General features: G+C 69.9%; 7 protein-coding genes. All 7 read left to right on the top strand.

The features are described 5' to 3' along the window. The first annotated feature begins 309 nt into the window (after positions 1 to 309). Positions 310 to 4,767 (top strand): BREX system serine/threonine kinase PglW, encoded by a 4,458-nt coding sequence (gene pglW / locus PV342_RS32745; RefSeq protein WP_500319862.1) that lies wholly within the window; start codon positions 310 to 312, stop codon positions 4,765 to 4,767. Between the two features lie 89 nt (positions 4,768 to 4,856). Beyond that, positions 4,857 to 6,083, top strand: a complete 1,227-nt coding sequence (gene pglX, locus PV342_RS32740) for a BREX-2 system adenine-specific DNA-methyltransferase PglX (protein WP_500319861.1) — start codon at positions 4,857 to 4,859, stop codon at positions 6,081 to 6,083. After that, the gene (gene pglX, locus PV342_RS32735) at positions 5,968 to 8,613 is read left to right on the top strand and encodes a BREX-2 system adenine-specific DNA-methyltransferase PglX (RefSeq protein ID WP_500319859.1); all 2,646 of its coding nucleotides are present in this window, start codon (positions 5,968 to 5,970) and stop codon (positions 8,611 to 8,613) included. The genes pglX (PV342_RS32740) and pglX (PV342_RS32735) overlap by 116 nt, the downstream gene beginning before the upstream one ends. A 24-nt stretch (positions 8,614 to 8,637) precedes the next feature. After that, on the top strand, positions 8,638 to 12,558 hold the full coding sequence (locus PV342_RS32730) for a DUF6079 family protein (protein WP_500319857.1): 3,921 nt from the start codon (positions 8,638 to 8,640) through the stop codon (positions 12,556 to 12,558). After that, positions 12,555 to 15,350 (top strand): BREX-2 system phosphatase PglZ, encoded by a 2,796-nt coding sequence (gene pglZ, locus PV342_RS32725; protein ID WP_500319855.1) that lies wholly within the window; start codon positions 12,555 to 12,557, stop codon positions 15,348 to 15,350. Before PV342_RS32730 ends, pglZ begins: the two co-directional genes overlap by 4 nt. After that, complete coding sequence (gene brxD, locus PV342_RS32720) at positions 15,351 to 16,682, top strand: BREX system ATP-binding protein BrxD (protein ID WP_500319853.1); 1,332 nt, start codon at positions 15,351 to 15,353, stop codon at positions 16,680 to 16,682. Beyond that, the gene (locus PV342_RS32715) at positions 16,679 to 18,832 is read left to right on the top strand and encodes a DEAD/DEAH box helicase (protein ID WP_500319851.1); all 2,154 of its coding nucleotides are present in this window, start codon (positions 16,679 to 16,681) and stop codon (positions 18,830 to 18,832) included. Before brxD ends, PV342_RS32715 begins: the two co-directional genes overlap by 4 nt. Positions 18,833 to 18,857 lie beyond the last annotated feature (25 nt).

Below are 18,857 nucleotides of genomic sequence, written 5' to 3'. Positions count from 1 at the left end.
CCGGTGCAGATGTCGCAATCCACACCGAGCCAGAAGGCCCTCACCCATTTCAAGATCCCTCAGCCGAGAGATCCGTCACCAACCTCTGTGGACAGAACATCTAAGGCGAGCACCATGAAGACGTGCATGGTGGCGCCCAGGAGTTCTTACCCTCCCCATAAGCCTCCCGAACGGGCATGCCGGGAAAGCATGCTGACAATACGGTGGCCAACTGGGCAAGGCGGGCGTAGCTCACAATCAGCTGTCTGACGATCCGCGCCCTGTGGCCGGGCCCAGCAAACAGGACATGGAAAGGCGCGGTGAACGTCGGTGGCGGCAGCCAACGGGTCGGCATCCCCCCATCCGAAGCCAGCACCAAGGCCCGCACCGCCCAAAGTCCAGCGGTGGCACCAGACTCGCACCTCCCCTTTCCCCTGGGAGCAGGACGCTCTCGACCACATCAAGCGGCTCATGCCGCAGACCGAGCCCTACCGCGCCTGGGCCACGTTCTCCTTCACCGCCTCCTCCGGGCGCGTCAACGAGTGCGACCTGTTCATTGCCGTCCCGCGCGGCCTCTACCTGCTGGAGCTCAAAGCCCACCCCGGGCGTCTGGTCAACCACGGCTCCACCTGGTCCTTCCAGGGCGACGACAAGACTCGCACCATCCCCAATCCCCTACACCTGACCGACCTGAAGTCCAAGGAGCTCAAGGGCCAGCTGGAGTGGGCCGCTCGCCAGCTCTACCCGCGCTTGCGGATCCCGCGGGTGGAGCCTGCCGTCTTCCTCTCTGATCCTGGGCTGGTCAGCCAGCTCGACGAGGTCCAGCGCATCCGTGTCTATGGGCGGGACGGCGGCGCCAGTGGTCTGCCCGGCGTCTGGCAGGACCTGCTCGGCGCGCCCCCGCAGCGTGAAGGCCAGCGCATCACCGCGGACTTTGCGCGCCACCTCGACGAGCTGATGCGCAAGATCGGTGTCCGGGCCTCCACCGCGCACCTCGATTTCGGTGACTGGCGCCTAGCTTCGCGCCCTCTTGACGCCGGCGGTACCTGGGAGGACCGCCTCGCCAAGCGCGAGGGCCTGGTCCACGAGGAGGGCCGGGTCCGCGTCTACCTGGTCGAGCTGCAGGCCACCGAGACGGCCCGTCGCTCCACCGAGCGCGCCGCGCTGCGCGAGTACCAGGTCCTCCAGGGCATCGCACACCCAGGCATTGCCCAGGCCGTCGACTTCCGCGAGCACCAAGGCGGCCCGGCCATCCTGTTCCGTCATCGCCACGACGACCTGCGGCTGGACGACTACCTCGCTGCACACGGCGCCCGGCTCACCGACGAGACCCGGCGCAACATGGTCCGCCAGCTCGCGGACGCACTGCGCTACGCCCACCGCCGTAGCCTCTACCACCGTGCGCTGGCCGCCAGGTCGATCTACGTCACCGCGCGGCCCGACGGCGAGTACCCGGTGCTGCGCATCACCGACTGGCAGAGCGCCGCGCGCGACTTCGAAGCCACCTCGCTGAGGTCGCTGGGCAACAGCCCACTGGGCGAAGAGCACATCCAGGACGCCGCCGAGGTGTACCTGGCCCCGGGCTTCGACGAGGAGTACGCGGACCCGGTCGAACTCGATGTCTTCGGCCTGGGTGCGGTGTCCTACCTCATCCTCACCGGTACCGCTCCGGCCGCCCGCCGCAGCGAGCTGATGGCTCGGCTGGGTGCCGACGGCGGCCTGCACCCGTACGCAGTCAGCGACAGCATCGCTGCTTCCGTTGATGAGCTCGTCTACCAGGCTACGCGCGGCGACGCGGCCGACCGGCTGGCGTCCGTCGATGCCTTCCTCAAGCAGCTCGACGCGGCTGAGCAGGACGTCAATTCCCAGGCCGCCGCAGCCGAGGCCGACCCGCTCACCGCGACCCCCGGCCAGGCTCTGGACGCCGAGTGGACGGTGGTGCGGGTACTGGGCAGCGGTGCAACGGCCCGTGCCCTGCTGGTGCAGGACGCCCCCGAGGCCGGAGCAGGAGTCCTCCAGCCCCGAGTGCTCAAGGTCGCCCTGGATGCGGAGAAGGACGCCCGGCTGCATGCCGAGGCAGCGGCACTCAAGCAGGTCGGCGGCGGCCGCATCGTCCGGCTGCTCGACGGCCCGCGCACCTTGGGCGGGCGGACCGTCCTGGAGCTGGAGTACGCCGGCGAGCAGTCCCTCGCCCAGCGCCTGCGCGGCCAGGGCCGTCTCACCTACGACGACCTGGAGAGCTTCGGCGAGGACCTCTTCAAGGCTCTGGAGGAGCTCACCGCCAAGGGCGTCCGCCACCGCGACATCAAACCCGACAACCTCGGTGTCCAGCGGGGCGCGGACGGCCGCGAGCATCTGATGCTCTTCGACTTCTCCCTGGCCGATGTCCCCGACCGCGACCTCAAGGCAGGCACCAGGGGCTATCTGGACCCGTTCCTCGACCACGGGCACCGTCGCGAGTACGACGACTACGCAGAGCACTACGCCGCAGCCGTCACCCTGCACGAGATGGCCAGCGGCGAGCGCCCCGTCTGGGGCGACGGCACCGGCGACCCCCGCACGACCAGCGACGAGCACCCGGCGCTCGCCGAGGATCTGTTCGAGCCCGGCCTGCGCGAGGGCCTCACGGCGTTCTTCGCCCGCGCCCTGCACCGTGACACCGCCCGTCGTTTCGACTCCCTCAAGCAGATGAGCGCGGCCTGGCGCGATCTGTTCACCCGCGCCGACGCGGTTCCGCCCGCCACCACCCCGGCCACGATCACCGCCGACGCGACCACTCTGCAGGAGATCCGCGACGCCGCCGCGCAGGCAGCCGAGCTGACGACGGAGCTGATCGCCGCCGGGCTGTCCCCCCGTGCCGTCTCCGTCGCCGGGGACCTGGGCGCGAGCACGGTCGGCGAACTGCTGGCCCTGCCACCCCACCGCTTCTCCCAGGCGCGAGGCGCGGGCGTACTCATCCGCAACGAGCTCAAGCGCCGCCACAAGCAGTGGACGACGGCGCTGCGCCGCAAGCCCGCAGCCGGGGCAGCGGAGACCGGAAAGACCCCCAAGGCCGCCGGCGCGTCGGTCAAGGCGGCCGCAGTATCTTCTGGGACCGAGAAGGCGGCCGTCGATCAGATGACCGCCCGCGGCTCGGTCGACCAGCTCGCCGCGCTGCTGACACCCGGACCCACCCGCGCCAACTCCAACAAGTCCGAGGTGCTTCGCGCAACCCTCGGCCTGCCGGGCGACGGCCCCGAGGCCGACCCGTGGGAGGCCAAGCTCGCGCCCTGGCCGACCCAGGTCGCCATCGCCGGCGCCCTGGGCACCGCCCAGCCCACCGTCTCCCGGCACCATGTCGCCGCCATCAAGGAGTGGGCGGAGACAGGGTGGTTGCAGCACATACGCAACGAGCTCGTGGCCATCCTGGACGCGGGCGGCCGTGTGATGACCGCCCAGGAACTCGCCGTCGAACTTCGCGTCCGCCACGGCGCCGACCCCGACACCCCGGCGCGGACACTGGCCAAGGCCCGTGCCGTCGTCCGCGCCGCCGTGGAAGCAGAGGCCCTGCCCGACGGGCGCGACGAGGAGCACCAGCCGCGGCTGGCCGTACTCCGCCGCGGCGAGCGGGTGCTCGTCGCCCTGGAGTCGCTGCCGGGATCCGACGCACCCAGCGCCCCCGACCTGGCCGACTACGCCGCCAAGCTGGGCGCGAAGGCCGACGAGCTGGCAGCGTTCGACCCCCTGCCGGGACGGGCCTCGGTCATGCGCGACCTGCGCGCCGTACCCATGCCCGAGGGCATGTCACCACTCGCCGAAACCCGCCTGGTCGCCCTGGCAGCGGCGGCGGCGACCAGGGCCGCAGCATCGCCCAGGCTGGAGCTGTATCCGCGCGACCTCGCACTGGACCGGGCACTGCGCATCTCCCAGGCCCCGGCCGGTGTCCGACGCGAACTGGGCATCACCGTCGACGACCTGCTGGCCAAGATCCGCTACCGCTTCCCGGAGCTGGACTTCGGCGCGCCCACCCACGTCACGGTCGAGGACGCCCTCAAGAAGGCGGACTTCCCCCTGGAGTACGACACCGCCGCGCACTGCTTCCGTCCGCCCGCACCCTCGGTGAACGGAACCCACCTGCGCAGCGGGGTGTCCACCGGCACCGTGACCGCTGCGGCCGGCGCCGCGATGGGAGCAGCAGCGGCCGGACGCAACCCCGATGCACTGCTGGAGGCGAAGCTGCGCAGTGCGGTCGAACGCGGCGGGTTCGTGGCCCTGAACGTGCACCTGAAGTACCTCGCGGGCGCGGCGGAGGTGGTGGCCGGGGCCTTCGCGGTGGCGCCGGTGAACCTCGCGCAGGTGTTCCTGGCGGAGTTCCGCGCCTTCGCGGGTGAGCGCGGGACGGACTGGGCAAAGGTGCTCGGCGCTGACACCACCTTCACACGCTCAGGCGAACTGCCCGGGGGCTTGCGTTCATACGTCGCACGGGTGTGGCCCCGGGTCGCCGAGCGGATCGCGGAGACCGCACGAGAACGGCAGGGCCACGTGCTGTTCGTGCACACAGCCGGCCTGCTCGCGCGGTACTGGGAGGCCGGCGGGCGCGAGGTCCTCGTCGACCTGCAGAACGCCGCACGCCGGGGCGGGGCGTCCCCGCACGGGCTATGGCTGCTGTGCCCGTCGGAGTCCCCGCGCGGAGCCTCCCACCTCGACCGACGCACGGTAGAGGTACTAGGGGAAGCCGAACGGGTAGTACTGGAGCGGTCGTTCCTCGACACCTTGAGGGCGGACGCGGTCGAACCACTGGTCATCTGAGCGACCGCCGCGCCGGGGGTGGGCGGGTGCTGGTGTTGCTGTCGTAGTCAATGGAGACGAAGAGGGGCGGGCGTGTGTCCGGGCGTGGCGTGAACCAGACGGAGCTGCTCAAAGACCTGCGCAAGCAGGTGAAGACGCTCGAGGACGACCTTCGTGAGCGAAGCGAGGTCGTCGCGGAGTACAAGGCCAAGCTGGAGGCCGAGTACGCGCACGCGCGGGAAGCCAAGCGCACGGCAGCGATGTACGAAGCGTGGCGGGACGAGCGGATCACCCAGGTCGCGGCGGCGTGGGTACTGGCCTGCGTCTTCGTACGCTTCTGCGAGGACAACCGGCTGATCGCCGACCCGTTCCTGGCCGGCCCGGGCGAGCGGCTGAAGGACGCCGAGGACCGCGACGGGGAGTACTTCCGGCTGAAGCCGGAAAAGAACGACCGCGACTGGCTGGTGCACGCCTTCGAGTCGCTGGCCGCGACAAACCCGGCAGTGGCCGGGCTTTTCGACCGCGCGCACAACCCGCTGTGGGAGCTGGCGCCGTCCTACGAGGCGGCGAGCGCGCTGCTGAAGTTCTGGCGGCGGCGCGGGCCGGACGGCGAGATCGTGCACGACTTCACCGACGAGCCAGTGGTGGGGGCCGACGGTGTTGTTGAGCACGAGGGATTGAGCACGCGGTTCCTGGGTGACCTGTACCAGGACCTCAGCGAGCACGCGCGGAAGACCTACGCACTGCTGCAAACACCGGAGTTCGTGGAGGAGTTCATCCTCGACCTGACTTTGGAGCCGGCGGTCAAGGAATTCGGGCTCGCCCCCGAGACGAAGATCGGTCGGGACAGGCGAATGATTGCCGGACTGCGGACGATCGACCCGGCGTGCGGGTCCGGGCACTTCCTGCTGGGGATCTTCAAGCGCCTGCTGGACAAGTGGCGCAAAGCTGAACCCGGCACAGATGTCTGGGTGTTGATCCGGCGGGCAGCTGATGCGGTGCATGGCTGCGACAAGAACCCCTTCGCGGTGTCTATCGCCCGCTTCCGGCTCCTCATTGCTGCGCTGCAGGCCGGTGGCGAGAAGCGGTTGGACCAGGCCCCCGGATTCCCGATCAACGTGGCGACGGGGGACTCGCTGCTGCACGGGCGGGACGCATCCGGGGAACAGGACGACCTGTTGTCGGTCTCCGGGGGGGGTATTCGCCTACCAAACCGAGGACGTGGAGAAGTACTCGAAGAGCTGCGACCTGTTGGGTTTCTCCAGCTACCACGTGGTGGTTGGAAATCCTCCGTACATCACGGTGAAGGACGCCGAGGAAAACAGGAACTACCGTAAGGCGTACGACGCCTGTGCGGGCACTTATGCACTCTCGGTCCCATTCGCGCAGCGTCTGTTTCGGCTCGCCATGCGAACCGCTGGATCGGACCGTGCGGCGGGGTACGTCGGGCAGATCACAGCGAACTCGTTCATGAAGCGTGAGTTCGGCAAGAAGCTGATCGAGCAGTTCTTTGTCAGTGAGCGAGAGGGCGTGCACCTGACGCATATCATCGACACGTCGGGCGCGTACATCCCTGGGCATGGGACGCCCACGGTGATCCTGGTCGGGCGTAACCACATCCCGCGTCAGTCAGAGCCGATTCGGGCAGTGCTAGGCGTGAGGGGTGAACCTTCGCAGCCGGAAGATCCGGCGCGCGGGCAGGTGTGGAAAGCTATCCTCGACCAGGTCAGCAAGCCGGGGAGCGAATCGGACTGGGTGTCGGTTCAGGATGCTAGGCGAATAGGGTTTGCCAACCACCCGTGGTCGCTTTCGGGAGGCGGGGTTGAATCTGTATTTGACTTGATTGATAGGTCCGCAGGACAGCGTCTCAGGGACCGCATCAAGTCAATCGGGAGGACGACGAACCCGGGCGAGGACGAGGCCTGGGTTCTGCCTAACATTCAGACTGCGAGGCGACTAGGAGAGGAGCATAAGGTTGCACCGTTCGTCGTCGGGGAATCTGTTCGAGACTATCAAATCTCGGGTTCCATGCTTATTCGTAATCCATACTCGGCCGCCGATGATTGGATGGTCATCCCCGAAGATGATCGACTGATCGTTCGAGGAATGTGGCCGTCGCGCACCATTCTTAGAAATAGGGCGATGTTTGGCCGTCCGATTGATCACGCTGGACGGAAATGGTTTGAGCATCTTGAGAATTATCCGGCACGGTTGGCGACGCCACTGTCAATCGCGTTTGCAGAGGTGACAACTCATAACCACTTCGTGCTGGATCGGGGCGGCAAGCGGTTTAAGCAGACCGCACCGGTGATCAAGCTGCCGGCGGAGGTGCAGGCGGATGAGCATCTGGAGTTGTTGGGGGTGCTCAACTCCTCGGCGGCCTGCTTCTGGCTGAAGCAGGTCTGTCACGACAAGGGGATCCGTGGTGAGGGAGGTGGGTTTACCAGCGATGACTGGGAAAGGTTCTATCAGTTCAACAGCACCAAGATCCAGGGATTCCCCCTGCCCGCACGGCTCCCGCTCGCGCTGGGCCGTGCGCTCGATGCTGCCGCAAAGGAGCTTGCGACCCATGAGCCCTCCGCAATTTGTGCGAGTGGCGTTATACCCACCCGCACGGCGCTGGACGCTGCCCGCGATGCCCACACCGGAATCCGTGAGCGGATGATCGCGCTGCAAGAGGAGTTGGACTGGGAGGTCTACGGAGCATACGGACTTGTGCGCTTGGAAGGGAATAACTACCCGCGCCTGACCGCGCCCGACCTTGGCGTTGTCCCTCGCATCAAGCTCGGCGAACGTTCCTTCGAGATCGTGCTCGCACGTAAGGTTGCTGCTGGTGAGGTGGAGACGGAGTGGTTCACCCGTCACAACTCCACACCTGTAACCGAGATCCCCACCCACTGGCCCGACTGGTACCGTGCCATTGTCCAGAACCGCATCGACGTGATCGAGAAGCGCAGGGACATCGCGTTGATCGAGCGGCCGGAGTGCAAGCGCCGCTGGGCGTCCGAGCCGTGGGAGAAGCAGGAGAGGGAAGCCCTCCGCACCTGGCTGCTTGACCGAGCCGAGGACCGCCGCCTGTGGTTCACGCTTCGCGACAGCTTCGAGCAGCCGCGCACGCTCACGGTCAGCCAGCTTGCTGACGAGCTCGCCAAGCTCGACCCCGCCATCTCCGCCGTTGCCGCGCTCTACGCCGCCGACCACCTTGGCAAGCGCGACTTGCCGCTCGAAGCGGTCTTGGCCGAGGCACTCGGCACTGAGCATGTCCCTTACCTGGCGGCGTTCCGATACAAAGACACTGGCTTGCGTAAGCGCGCCCAGTGGGAGGAGGTCTGGGACCTCCAGCGCGAGGAGGACGCAACCGGCGAGCGACTGAACATCCCCGTCCCGCCGAAGTACGGCTCCGTCGACTTCGCCAAGACCTCCTACTGGTCCAACCGCGGCAAGCTCGACGTCCCCAAGGAGCGATTCGTCTCCTACCCGGACGCCAACCCCGATGCCGACCCCACCCTGCTGCTCGGCTGGGCCGGCTGGGACCACCGCGACCAGGGCCAGGCACTGGTGAACCTCGTCAAGGACCGCACCTCCCAGCTGAGCTGGGACAACGACCGCATCACGCCGCTCCTCGCGGGACTGGCCGAGCTGATGCCGTGGATTCGTCAGTGGTTCGGCACCGAGGACCACGAGTGGGGCGGTAACGCCGCCGATGAGTTCGGGACGTTCTTGGACACCGAGCGCGCCAAGCGCGGCCTGACCACTGAGCAGCTCGCGGCCTGGCGTCCCGTGCCGAAGACCCGGGGCCGCAAGGCCGCTGCCTCACGCACCCCGAAGAAGACCGACACCTCCGCCGCCGACACACAGACGGCCTGAGCGGGAAGAGGGAGACCACCGCCCATGAGTTCCTCCAGCGACGCCCTCTACCTGAAGGACGTCCTCAATCTGCCCGAGTCCGTCCTCGCGGGCGACTTCAAGGTCGAGCTGTCGGGCGGCTTCGGCGAGTCCGGGCAGCGGGTGCGCGAATACGTCGTCACCGACCAGCTCGAGCAGGCGTTCCGCAAGTCCCTCGGCATCGTCAAGGCTGCGGTCCGCGACAACACCTCGCACGCCGCCTACCTACACGGTTCCTTCGGCTCCGGTAAGAGCCACTTCCTCACCGTCCTCCACGCGATCTTGAACGACAGCGCGGCGGTCGCCCGTGAGAAGCCGAAGTTGCAGGCGGTCATCGCGGAACACGCGGACTGGCTGGTTCAGGAGGGCACGAAGAAGCGGTTCCTGATGGTGCCGTACCACCTGGTCGGCGCCGCGTCACTCGACTCAGCGCTGCTCGGTGGTTACGTCGCCACCGTCCGGCGGCTGCACCCGGGCGCACCCGTGCCGCCCGTCTACCGAGCCGACGCCGCACTCGCCGACGCCCGCCGGCAGCGGGACTTCCTCGCCGATGACGCGAAGTTCATCCAGTGGCTCGGTGACCCCTCCGGCCCGGACGCCGCCACCGAGGGCAGCGCGAGCGACGGCGACGACCTGGATGATCTGGATGCGAAGGATGCCCCCGCCTCCGGCTGGACCTCTGCCAGCCTGGACGCCGCCTTCGCCGCCGCTCCCGGCGACGAGCTGCGCAACGCGCTGATCTCCGCGCTGATCTCGGACTCCGGCCCCATGTCGGCCTACGCCCGCGGTGCGCAGGGCGACAAGAATGCCTTTCTGCCACTGGAGAACGGTCTTGCCGTCATCAGCCAGCACGCGCAGAGCCTCGGCTACGACGGGCTCGTCCTGTTCCTCGACGAGCTGATCCTGTGGTTGCAGGCGCACCTCACCGAGAAGGCGATGGTCAACGACGAGGTCAGCAAGCTCGTCAAGCTGATCGAGTCGGGCGACACCGACCGGCCGGTCCCGATCGTGTCGTTCATCTCCCGGCAGCGCGACCTGTCCCAGCTCGTCGGCTCCGACGTGGTCGGCGCGGACGTGAAGAACCTCGAGCAGCAGGTCGGCTACCTCGCCGGCCGGTTCGACGTCGTGAGCCTGGAGGACCGCAACCTCCCCGCGATCATCAAGGAACGCGTCCTCCAGCCCAAGGACGACGCCGCCCGCGCCGCCCTCAGCAACGCCTTCACCTCCGTCGAGTCCTCCGACGCAGCCGTCCGCGAGGTGCTGCTGGACGCGGCCGGGGCGACCCGTGCGGACTGGGCGGACTTCAAGGAGCTGTACCCGCTCTCGCCCGTTCTCCTCAACACCCTGGTCGCCCTGTCCGGGGCGCTGCAGCGCGAGCGCACGGGTCTGAAGCTCATCCAGGAGATGCTCTACCGCCGCCGCGAGGACATGAAGCTCGGCGACCTGATACCCCTGGGCGACCTGTGGGACGTCCTAGCGGACGGCATGGGCGAAGCCTTCACCGACCGCCTGCGTGCCCAGTCCGAGGCCGCTATCCGCTTCCACACCAAGGTGCAGGCATTCCTTCTGCAGAAGTACGGCGCCACCGAGGACCCGGGCTACCGCGCGGACGACCGTTTCGTGAAGACCCTCCTGCTGGGCTTCCTCTCGCCGGAAGTCCCCGCGCTGACCCGCCTCACCGGCGGACGTCTCGCCGCGCTCAATCACGGCTCGCTGCGTTCTCGCGCCGTGACGCCGGGCGAGCTGGCGGTGCGCCGGCTCCGCGAGCTCCAGGCGGAGTTCCCCGGAGAGCTGCGCAGCGACGGCAACGACGCCGACCCGGTGTTCACTCTCCACCTGTCCGACCTCGACGTCGAGCCGATCCTGGATGCGGTCGGTGAGAAGGACAACGTCGGGCAGCGCCGCATCTGGGTCAAGGAGCAGCTGTGGCAGGCGCTGGGGGTCCGTGACACGGGCGCGTTCGTGTGCGAGCACGAGGTGGTGTGGCGCGGTACCAAGCGCACCGCCGAGTTCGTGTTCGAGAACGTCAAGGAACCGGCGACCATGCCGACGACGCAGTTCTCGCCCAGCGTCGAGGGCCGCGTCCGCTTCGTCGTCGACTATCCGTTCGACGAGTCCGACGGGCACCCCAGCGACGACACCGCGCGCATCCAGCGGCTGCGGCAGGACGGCTTCGAGGCTGCCACCGTCGTGTGGCTGCCGTTCTTCTTCTCCCCGCAGCGCTCCGCGCAGCTCGGCCGCCTGCTGAAGATCCAGTACCTGCTGGAGCGGGACCGGCTCGCCAGCTACGCCGCTCATCTGCCCTCCGATGACCAGATCCGGGTCAAGCATCAGCTCGAGGCGCAGCGTGACACTCTCACCAGTCAGCTCACGGATGTGCTGCGGCAGCTGTACGGGATCGGACATGTGGACGAGACCAACGTCGGCGCGGAGACGCCGGACGGGCTGCACGTCTACTCGCTCTACCCTGGGCACACTCCGCAGCTCCAGGGCGGTGCGCCGTTCACGTACAACCTGGCCAAGCTGGCCGACGGGCTGTTCGCCGCGCTGTACCCCAAGCACCCGGACTTCGACCCGCAGGAGACCCGCAAGCCCGTCACCCCTGGCGAGCTGAAGACCGTCTACGGGTGGATCGCCCGTGCCATGGAGGACGGGTCGCGTCGCGTCGTCGTGGACAGCAAGCAGCTGGGCCTGGTGAAGCGGATCGTGCACCCTCTGGAGCTGGGTGAGGTCCACGACGGTCCGCTGAACGTCGGTACCGAATGGCGGCGCCGCATCGAGCAGCATGCCACCGCACAGGGTGTCACCGGCGACTACGAGGTCGAGGACATTCGCCGCTGGATCGGTGAGCTGGGCTGGACCGGTCTGGACAAGGCGGTCAGCAACCTGCTGATCGCGGTGTATGCGCTGGTCGCGGACCGCTCCTGGGTCTACAACGGGTCCCCGCAGCCGGCTCCCGACCTGGACCGTATCGGTACCGGGTGGGCGCTGCGGGCGCAGGAGCTGCCGAGCGAGCAGGAGTTCACCGCTGCGCACGAGCGCGCCGCCGCGCTGTTCGGTCAGAGCGTGCCCCGGGTGCGTTACGCCCGTAACGTCAACGACCTCGCGGCCAAGGTCCGGGCAAAGGCGCAGGGCTGGGAGGCGTCTGTCAACGGGCTGCGGCGGTCCCTGGCCAACCACCGGACGGCCCTCGGCCTGAGCGACGAGCAGAACGCCCGCGAGAGTTCCGTGCGCGACGCCGCCGACCTGATCGCCCGCCTGGTGAGGCACCACGACGCCACCGCGCTCGTGCGGGAGCTGGCCGCACTCGCCTACACCACTGCGGACGATGCCCTGGCGAAGGCCATGTCCTCGGCGCAGCCGACCCTGGACGCGCTGGACCGCGTCAAGTGGCAGCTGCTCGACAGCGTGCGCGGCCTGACCGGCCGGGGCGACGGTCTCGGAGACCGGGCGCAGCGGCTGCTCGCGGAGATCGCCGAGGCGGCTGCGGCCGCGGAGAGCGACCGGGAGCTGGCTTCGGTGCTGAACGGAGCCGAGAGCCGGGCCGTGGACATCATCAGCGAGTCCGGGCGGCTGAACGCTGTTGCCGCGCCGGCGCCGGAGTCCGCCTCGTCACCCGCCGCAACGTCTGTTCCGGACCCGCGGGGCGCGGACCAGGTGAGCCTGACCGAGCACGGCCGGCCCCCGCTGCCCGCTCAGGCGCAGCCGTCACCCGATCTCTCCCCCGTACCTGCTGCGTCCCCTGCATCCGCGGTTCCCGCCGCCCGGCGCCGCCGTCTGATCGTCGCGACCAGCCCTGGCAGTCTGGAGCCCGAGCTGGCCCAGGTCCTGGCCGAACTGACCCAGCAGATCCGCTCCCACGCGGCTGCCAAGCCCGGCACTGCCATCGAGATCGGCTGGCAGGAAGTGGAAGGTGGTGCGTCATGACGCAGGCGCATACCGGGGCCACCGTCCCGGAGATCGACCAGCGTGCTGTCGAGGCCCTGCTGTGGACGGCGCTCCCGCATGCCAAGGGCAGTCGCCTGGTGCTGGTCCGTGGCCGTTACCGCGAAGGCGCCCCGGGCGAGTTCACCACGCGTCTGGTCACGGATGCGCTGGTGGACGGCGAGCCGGAACAGCGCCGGGTCCGTATCAGCCACCAGTCCTCGGTGCTCGGCATCATCGACGCCTGGCAGAGCCACCTCGCCCGGCACACCGGCGGTGCCGGGAGCGGTGACATCCTCGTCGTCACCACCGACGCACCCGACACCCGCCCGATGCCGCTGGACCTGCGCGGGGAGGCCATCGGCCGCTCCCTGCTCACCGTGGACCGCGTCGAGATCGTCAAGCAGCGCTTCGGCGCGGTGGACGTCGACCCGCGCATCCGGCGCGAACCCTGGCTCGCCGACGCGCTGCTGGCCGCAGAGCCGCCCGGCGGATGGCGTCCCGTCGGTTCCGTGCTGACCCTGGACGCTGCCATGCGTGCCCTGGTGCACGCCCGGATCGGCCTGGGCGACGGCCTGTCGACCGACGCCGTGCCGCTCGACGTGGAGGCCCTCCTCGCCTGGTCCCGCACCCCCGGCGGCCCCGCACGCTTCGCGGAACTGCAGCCCGACGAACGGGCCGGCCTGACCACCTGGCTGGACCGCACGGTCGGCGACTCTGCGCCGCTGCTGCTCGCCCTGGCGCAGGCCGGACGCGGCGAGGACGCGATGGCGCTGGGCATCGTCGCCGCCGTCCTGACCGGGCCGAAGGCCACGGCGGACGCGGCCCTGGCCGTGGGAGCGCTCTTCGGTTCCGTGCCCTTCCGGCCTGACGAGCTGCGCCACTACACCCTCGCCGTGGAGGGCGTCCTCGCCCGGTGGATCACGCAGGCCACGGCCGGTGGACCGCGCAGCGGCGAGGCGCGCACCCGCGTCCTGGAGGTCTTGGAGCAGGCCGACCGCCTGGCGGACCGGGCCGGTCTGCGCGAGGCCCTCACCGACAGCGGATTCCTTCCCTCCGGTTTCCGCGCCCGGCTGCGGGCGCTGGCCGCCACGCTCGCCCCGGCTCCCGACCCGACAGCCGTTGCGGCAGCCGAAGCCGCCCTCCACCAGCTGAAGAGTCATCGCCTTGCAGACCTGCTCTTCTCCGAGCAGGTGCACCTTGCCGAGATGGCGGTCCGCCTGGAGCGCTGGCTGACGACTGCGGAAGCCTCCCTCGCGCCCGGCTCCGGAGCAGTGGGCGGCGCAGTTCACTCCCACCTCGGCGACTGGGGCTGGGCCGACCGCGCACTGAACCGGCTGTGGGCCGGGGACGGGGCGGCGGACCCGCACGTCAACGAGGCGTACCGGGTGGTCCACGACGCCGCCCGGGCCCGCCGCGATCGCCTGGACCGCGGATTCGCCAAGGCCCTGGCCGCCTGGGCGCAGCACGCCACCAGCACGGCTCCTGACGGGGCGCTGCTGGTGGAGGATGTGCTGCGGCACATCGCGGTGCCGCTGGCGGCGAAGCGGCCCCCGTTGATCCTGCTCCTCGACGGCATGAGCAGCGCGGTCGCCGCCCAGCTGGGTGAGGAACTGGGCGCGCCGCGCTGGACCGAGGCCGCACCCGAGGCCGGTCGGCGGGCTGCAGCCGTCGCCGCGATCCCGTCGATCACCACCGTCAGCCGCGCCACGCTCCTGACCGGCGGCCTGGTGGCGGGGGGCCAGAGTGTGGAGAAGGACGGCTTCGTCGCGTTCTGGCGCAAGCGTCGGCATGAGGCGATGCTGTTCCACAAGGCCGACCTGCCCGGCCCGGCCGGGCACCGGCTCGCGCCGGACGTCGTCGCGGCCATCGCAGGCGACGGCGTGGTCGGCGTGGTCCTGAACACCATCGACGACGCGCTCGACCACGGTCAGGAGAGCTCCAAGGGCGACTGGACGGTCGGCAGCGTGCGCTACCTGTCCGAGCTGCTGGACGCGGCCCGCGGTCAGGGCCGCCCGGTGGTGCTGGTCGCTGATCACGGCCACGTCCTGGACCGCACCACCGATGAAGGGCCGCTGCCCGCGCAGGGCGTGGAGTCGGCGCGCTGGCGGATCGGCAGCCCCGGGGAGCAGCCTGGTGAGGACGAGGTCCAGCTGGCCGGGCCGCGCGTGCTGGAGGGCGAAGGGACGGTCACCGTGCTGTGGCGCGAAGACCAGCGCTACACCCCCCGCAAGGCCGGCTACCACGGCGGCGCGGCTCTGGCGGAGATGACCGTGCCGGTGCTGGTGCTGCTGCCGTCGGCCGAGGTCCTGCCATCCGGCTGGTCGGTGCTGTCCCCGGAAGTCGTCACCCCGCCGTGGTGGCACGAGCCGGGCCGCAAGGATGTGCCCGCCGCGCCGCAGCCCAGCTCGGGGTCCAGTCCGGTCACGAGGAAGAAAGCCGAGCCGCCCCGCGCCGGCGACGCTGCAACGTCCCCGACCCTTGGCGCCCTGGTCGTGGACACCGGCGTGTATGCGGCGCAGAAGCAGTTCGTTCGCAAGGGCCCGGAGAAGAAGGCGGTCGCCGCCGTCATCGATGCTCTCGTCGCGGCGGACGGTACGCTCTCGCTCGCCGCAGTGAGCACGGCCGCCGCATCCTCGGGCGGGCGTGCCCCGCGCAACGCGGAGTTCTTCGTCGCGGCACTGCAGCGGCTACTCAATGTCGAGGGCTACCCGGTCCTCGGCCTCATCGACGCGGGCACCCGGGTCAAGCTCGACATCGCACTGCTGAAGGACCAGTTCGGGGTGGAGGCGTAGATGAGCGCGGTCTCTGCAGTCAGCCCGGCCCGCCGCCGCGAGGTCGTGGACGCTCTGCGGCGCGGCACCGTGCCGCAGTCGGGACTGGACCTGTTCGCCGTCGGCCTGGACCGCTTCTCCAAGGCCCTGGACGACGACCTGGCCACCGTGGCGCGCGGCGGCGGCGCCTTCCATGCCATCCGCGGCGAATACGGCTCCGGCAAGACCTTCTTCGCCCGCTGGCTCGCCGAGCGCGCCAAGCGGGCCGGACTGGCCACCGCAGAGATCCAGATCTCGGAGACCGAGACGCCTCTGCACAAGCTGGAGACCGTCTACCGCCGGCTCACCGAGCGCCTCACCACCGCCACCCACCCGCCGAGCGCGCTGCGCGCTGTGATCGACTCCTGGTTCTTCACCCTCGAAGAGGAGGTCCTGGACGCAGGCGAGATAGACGATGACGACGCCGGCGCGCTGGGCCGCGCCGTGGACGCCCTCATGGAGCAACGCCTGGTGGACGTCGCCCGGACCACCCCGGCGTTCGCCGCAGCCCTGCGCGGCTACCACCAGGCCCGCGCCGCAGGCGATGCGCCCACCGCCGAAGCGCTGATCGCCTGGCTCGGCGGCCAAAAGTCCGTCGCCGCCGGGGCCCGGCGCTTCGCCGGCGTGCGCGGCGACCTGGACCACTTCGCCGCTCTCGGCTTCCTGCAGGGCCTGCTGACCGTCCTGCGGGACAGCGGCCAGCCAGGACTGCTGGTGGTCCTGGACGAGATCGAGACACTGCAGCGGGTCCGCAGCGACGTCCGGGAAAAGGCCCTCAACGCGCTACGGCAACTCCTGGACGAGATCGACGCAGGCCGCTTCCCCGGCCTGTTCCTCGTCATCACCGGAACCCCCGCCTTCTTCGACGGGCAGCAAGGCGTCCAGCGGCTGCCCCCGCTGGCCCAGCGCCTGGCCACCGACTTCTCCACCGACCCGCGCTTCGACTCGCCGCGGGCCGTGCAGCTGCGCCTGCCCGGCTTCGACCTGCCCCGGCTCGGCGAGCTCGGCCGCACCATCCGCGACCTGTATGCCGGGCAGGCCGGCCACCCCGAGCGGATCGCCCATGCCGTGGACGACGCCTACATCGCCCAGCTCGCCACCGCGGTCACCGGCGGGCTCGGAGGCAATGTCGGCGTCGCACCCCGGCTCTTCCTGCGCAAACTCGTGGCGGACGTCCTCGACCGCGTCGATGAATTTCCGGACTTCGACCCGCGCAAGGACTACGCCCTCACCCTGTCTTCCGCCGAGCTCAGCGAGGTCGAACGCAACGCCGCCGCAGCCAGTGCCGACGACATCGAGCTGGACCTGACGTGACCCGCACCGCATCCGACGACCCGATCAACCGGCTCGACACCGTCTTGCTGCACCACATCGTCAACACGCTCGGCTGGAAGTCGCTGCGCCCGCTCCAGCAGGAGGCCATCGACCCGCTGCTGTCCGGAACCGACACCGTGCTGCTCGCCCCCACCGCGGGCGGCAAGACGGAAGCCGCCGCCTTCCCCCTGCTGTCCAGGATGGCTGCCGAGAACTGGACCGGCACCTCCGTGCTCTATGTGTGCCCGCTCAAGGCGCTGCTGAACAACCTGCTGCCGCGTCTGGAGACCTACGCATCGTGGCTGGGGCGCACCGCCGCACTGTGGCACGGCGACGTCTCCCAGCCCAAACGCAAAGCCATCCTGCGCCGGCGCCCCGACATCCTGCTGACGACCCCGGAGTCGCTGGAATCGATGCTGGTGAGCGTGAACGTGGACCACCGCGCGTTCTTCGGCGGCCTGCGCGCCGTCGTCATCGACGAGGTCCACGCCTTCGCCGGCGACGATCGCGGCTGGCACCTCCTGGCCGTCCTGGAACGTCTGCAGCGCGTCGTCGGGCGACCCGTGCAGCGCGTCGGGCTGTCCGCCACCGTCGGCAACCCTGAGGAACTCCTGAGCTGGCTCCAGGGCTCGGCCGCCGGCACACGTCCCGCCCAGGTCATCGCCCCGCACCTGCACCCCCAGCCCGACGCGCCGTCAGGGACGCCGGCAGGGCCACCGCCCGGTGAGGTGCAACTCGACTACGTCGGATCGCTGACCAACGCCGCCACCGTCATCGCCGCCCTCCACCGGGGCGAAAAGCGCCTGGTCTTCTGCGAGTCACGACGCCAGGTCGAGGAACTCGGCGAAAGCCTGCGCGCCAAGGGCGTCACCACGTTCCTCTCCCACGCCTCCTTGTCGGTGGACGAGCGACGTCGCGCCGAGGAAGCCTTCGCCGACGCCCGGGACTGCGTCATCGTCTCCACCAGCACCCTCGAACTGGGCATCGACGTCGGCGACCTGGACCGTGTCATCCAGATCGACGCCCCCGGCAGCGTCGCCTCCTTCCTCCAGCGCATCGGACGCACCGGACGACGCCCCGGCTCCACCCGCAACTGCCTCTTCCTCGCCGTCGACGAAGCCGGCCTGCTCGCCGCCGCCGCGCTGCTGCTGCAGTGGTCCCGCGGCTGGGTCGAACCCGTCGTGCCGCCGCCCGAGCCGCGCCACATCGTCGCCCAGCAGATCCTCGCGCTGTGCCTGCAGGAACACCGGATCGGTGACAGGCTCTGGCAGGAATGGTGGGGGGGCCTTGGCCCCTTCGGCCCGCAAGCCGAGCCCATCGTGCGCCACCTGGTCCGCGAGGGCTACCTCGACCAGGACGGCGGGATGCTGTTCATCGGCCCCGAGGCCGAACGCCGCTTCGGTCACCGGCACTTCATGAACCTCACGGCCGTCTTCACCGCTGCACCGGAGTTCACCGTCCTCAACGGGCGCACCGAGATCGGCACCACCGACCCCACCCTGCTGACCGAGGAGTGCGCCGGACCGCGACGCCTGCTGCTCGCCGGACGCAGCTGGCAGGTCACCTACATCGACTGGAACCGCAAGCGATGCTTCGTCGAGCCCGTCGACGGCGGCGGCAAGGCGAAGTGGAACGGCGGCGGGCTGCCAGTCGGCTCCTTCGAGCTCGCCCGTGCCGCCCGCGAGGTCCTCCTCGGCGAGGACCCGCCGGTCGCGCTCACCAAGCGCGCAGAAGACGCCTTGGCGCAGCTCCGCGAGGAGAGCGCGGAAACCGTCCACCCCGGCGGCAATCTGATCATCCGCGATGGTGAGGGCAAGGACCTGCGGTGGTGGACCTGGGCCGGCCACCGCACCAACGTCACGCTGGCCGCCACCCTCAGCGGCATCGCCGACCCCCTCCAGCGTGGCAACGACCTGTATGTGCGGCTGCGGTCCGACATCACCCCGCAGATGTGGAAGCACGCCACCGCCTCCGCCGCCGACAGCCTCTGCCTCCCCGAAATCGACCCCCGCGCCCTCAACGGCCTGAAATTCAGCGCCGCCCTGCCCGAACGCCTCGCGGAAGCCACCCTCGCCGCCCGCCTCGCAGACCTCGACCACGCCGCCCACGTCCTCACCGAACCCGCCCGCTTCCTCAACCTCCACACCTGACCGCTTGCCCGCAGCGCGGTTCGTC

The sequence above is a fragment of the Streptomyces sp. PA03-3a genome, assembly GCF_033792735.1.
Classification (GTDB): domain Bacteria; phylum Actinomycetota; class Actinomycetes; order Streptomycetales; family Streptomycetaceae; genus Actinacidiphila.
The sequence above is the reverse complement of the archived record's forward strand: the minus strand, read 5'-3'. Positions and strand labels throughout refer to the sequence as shown.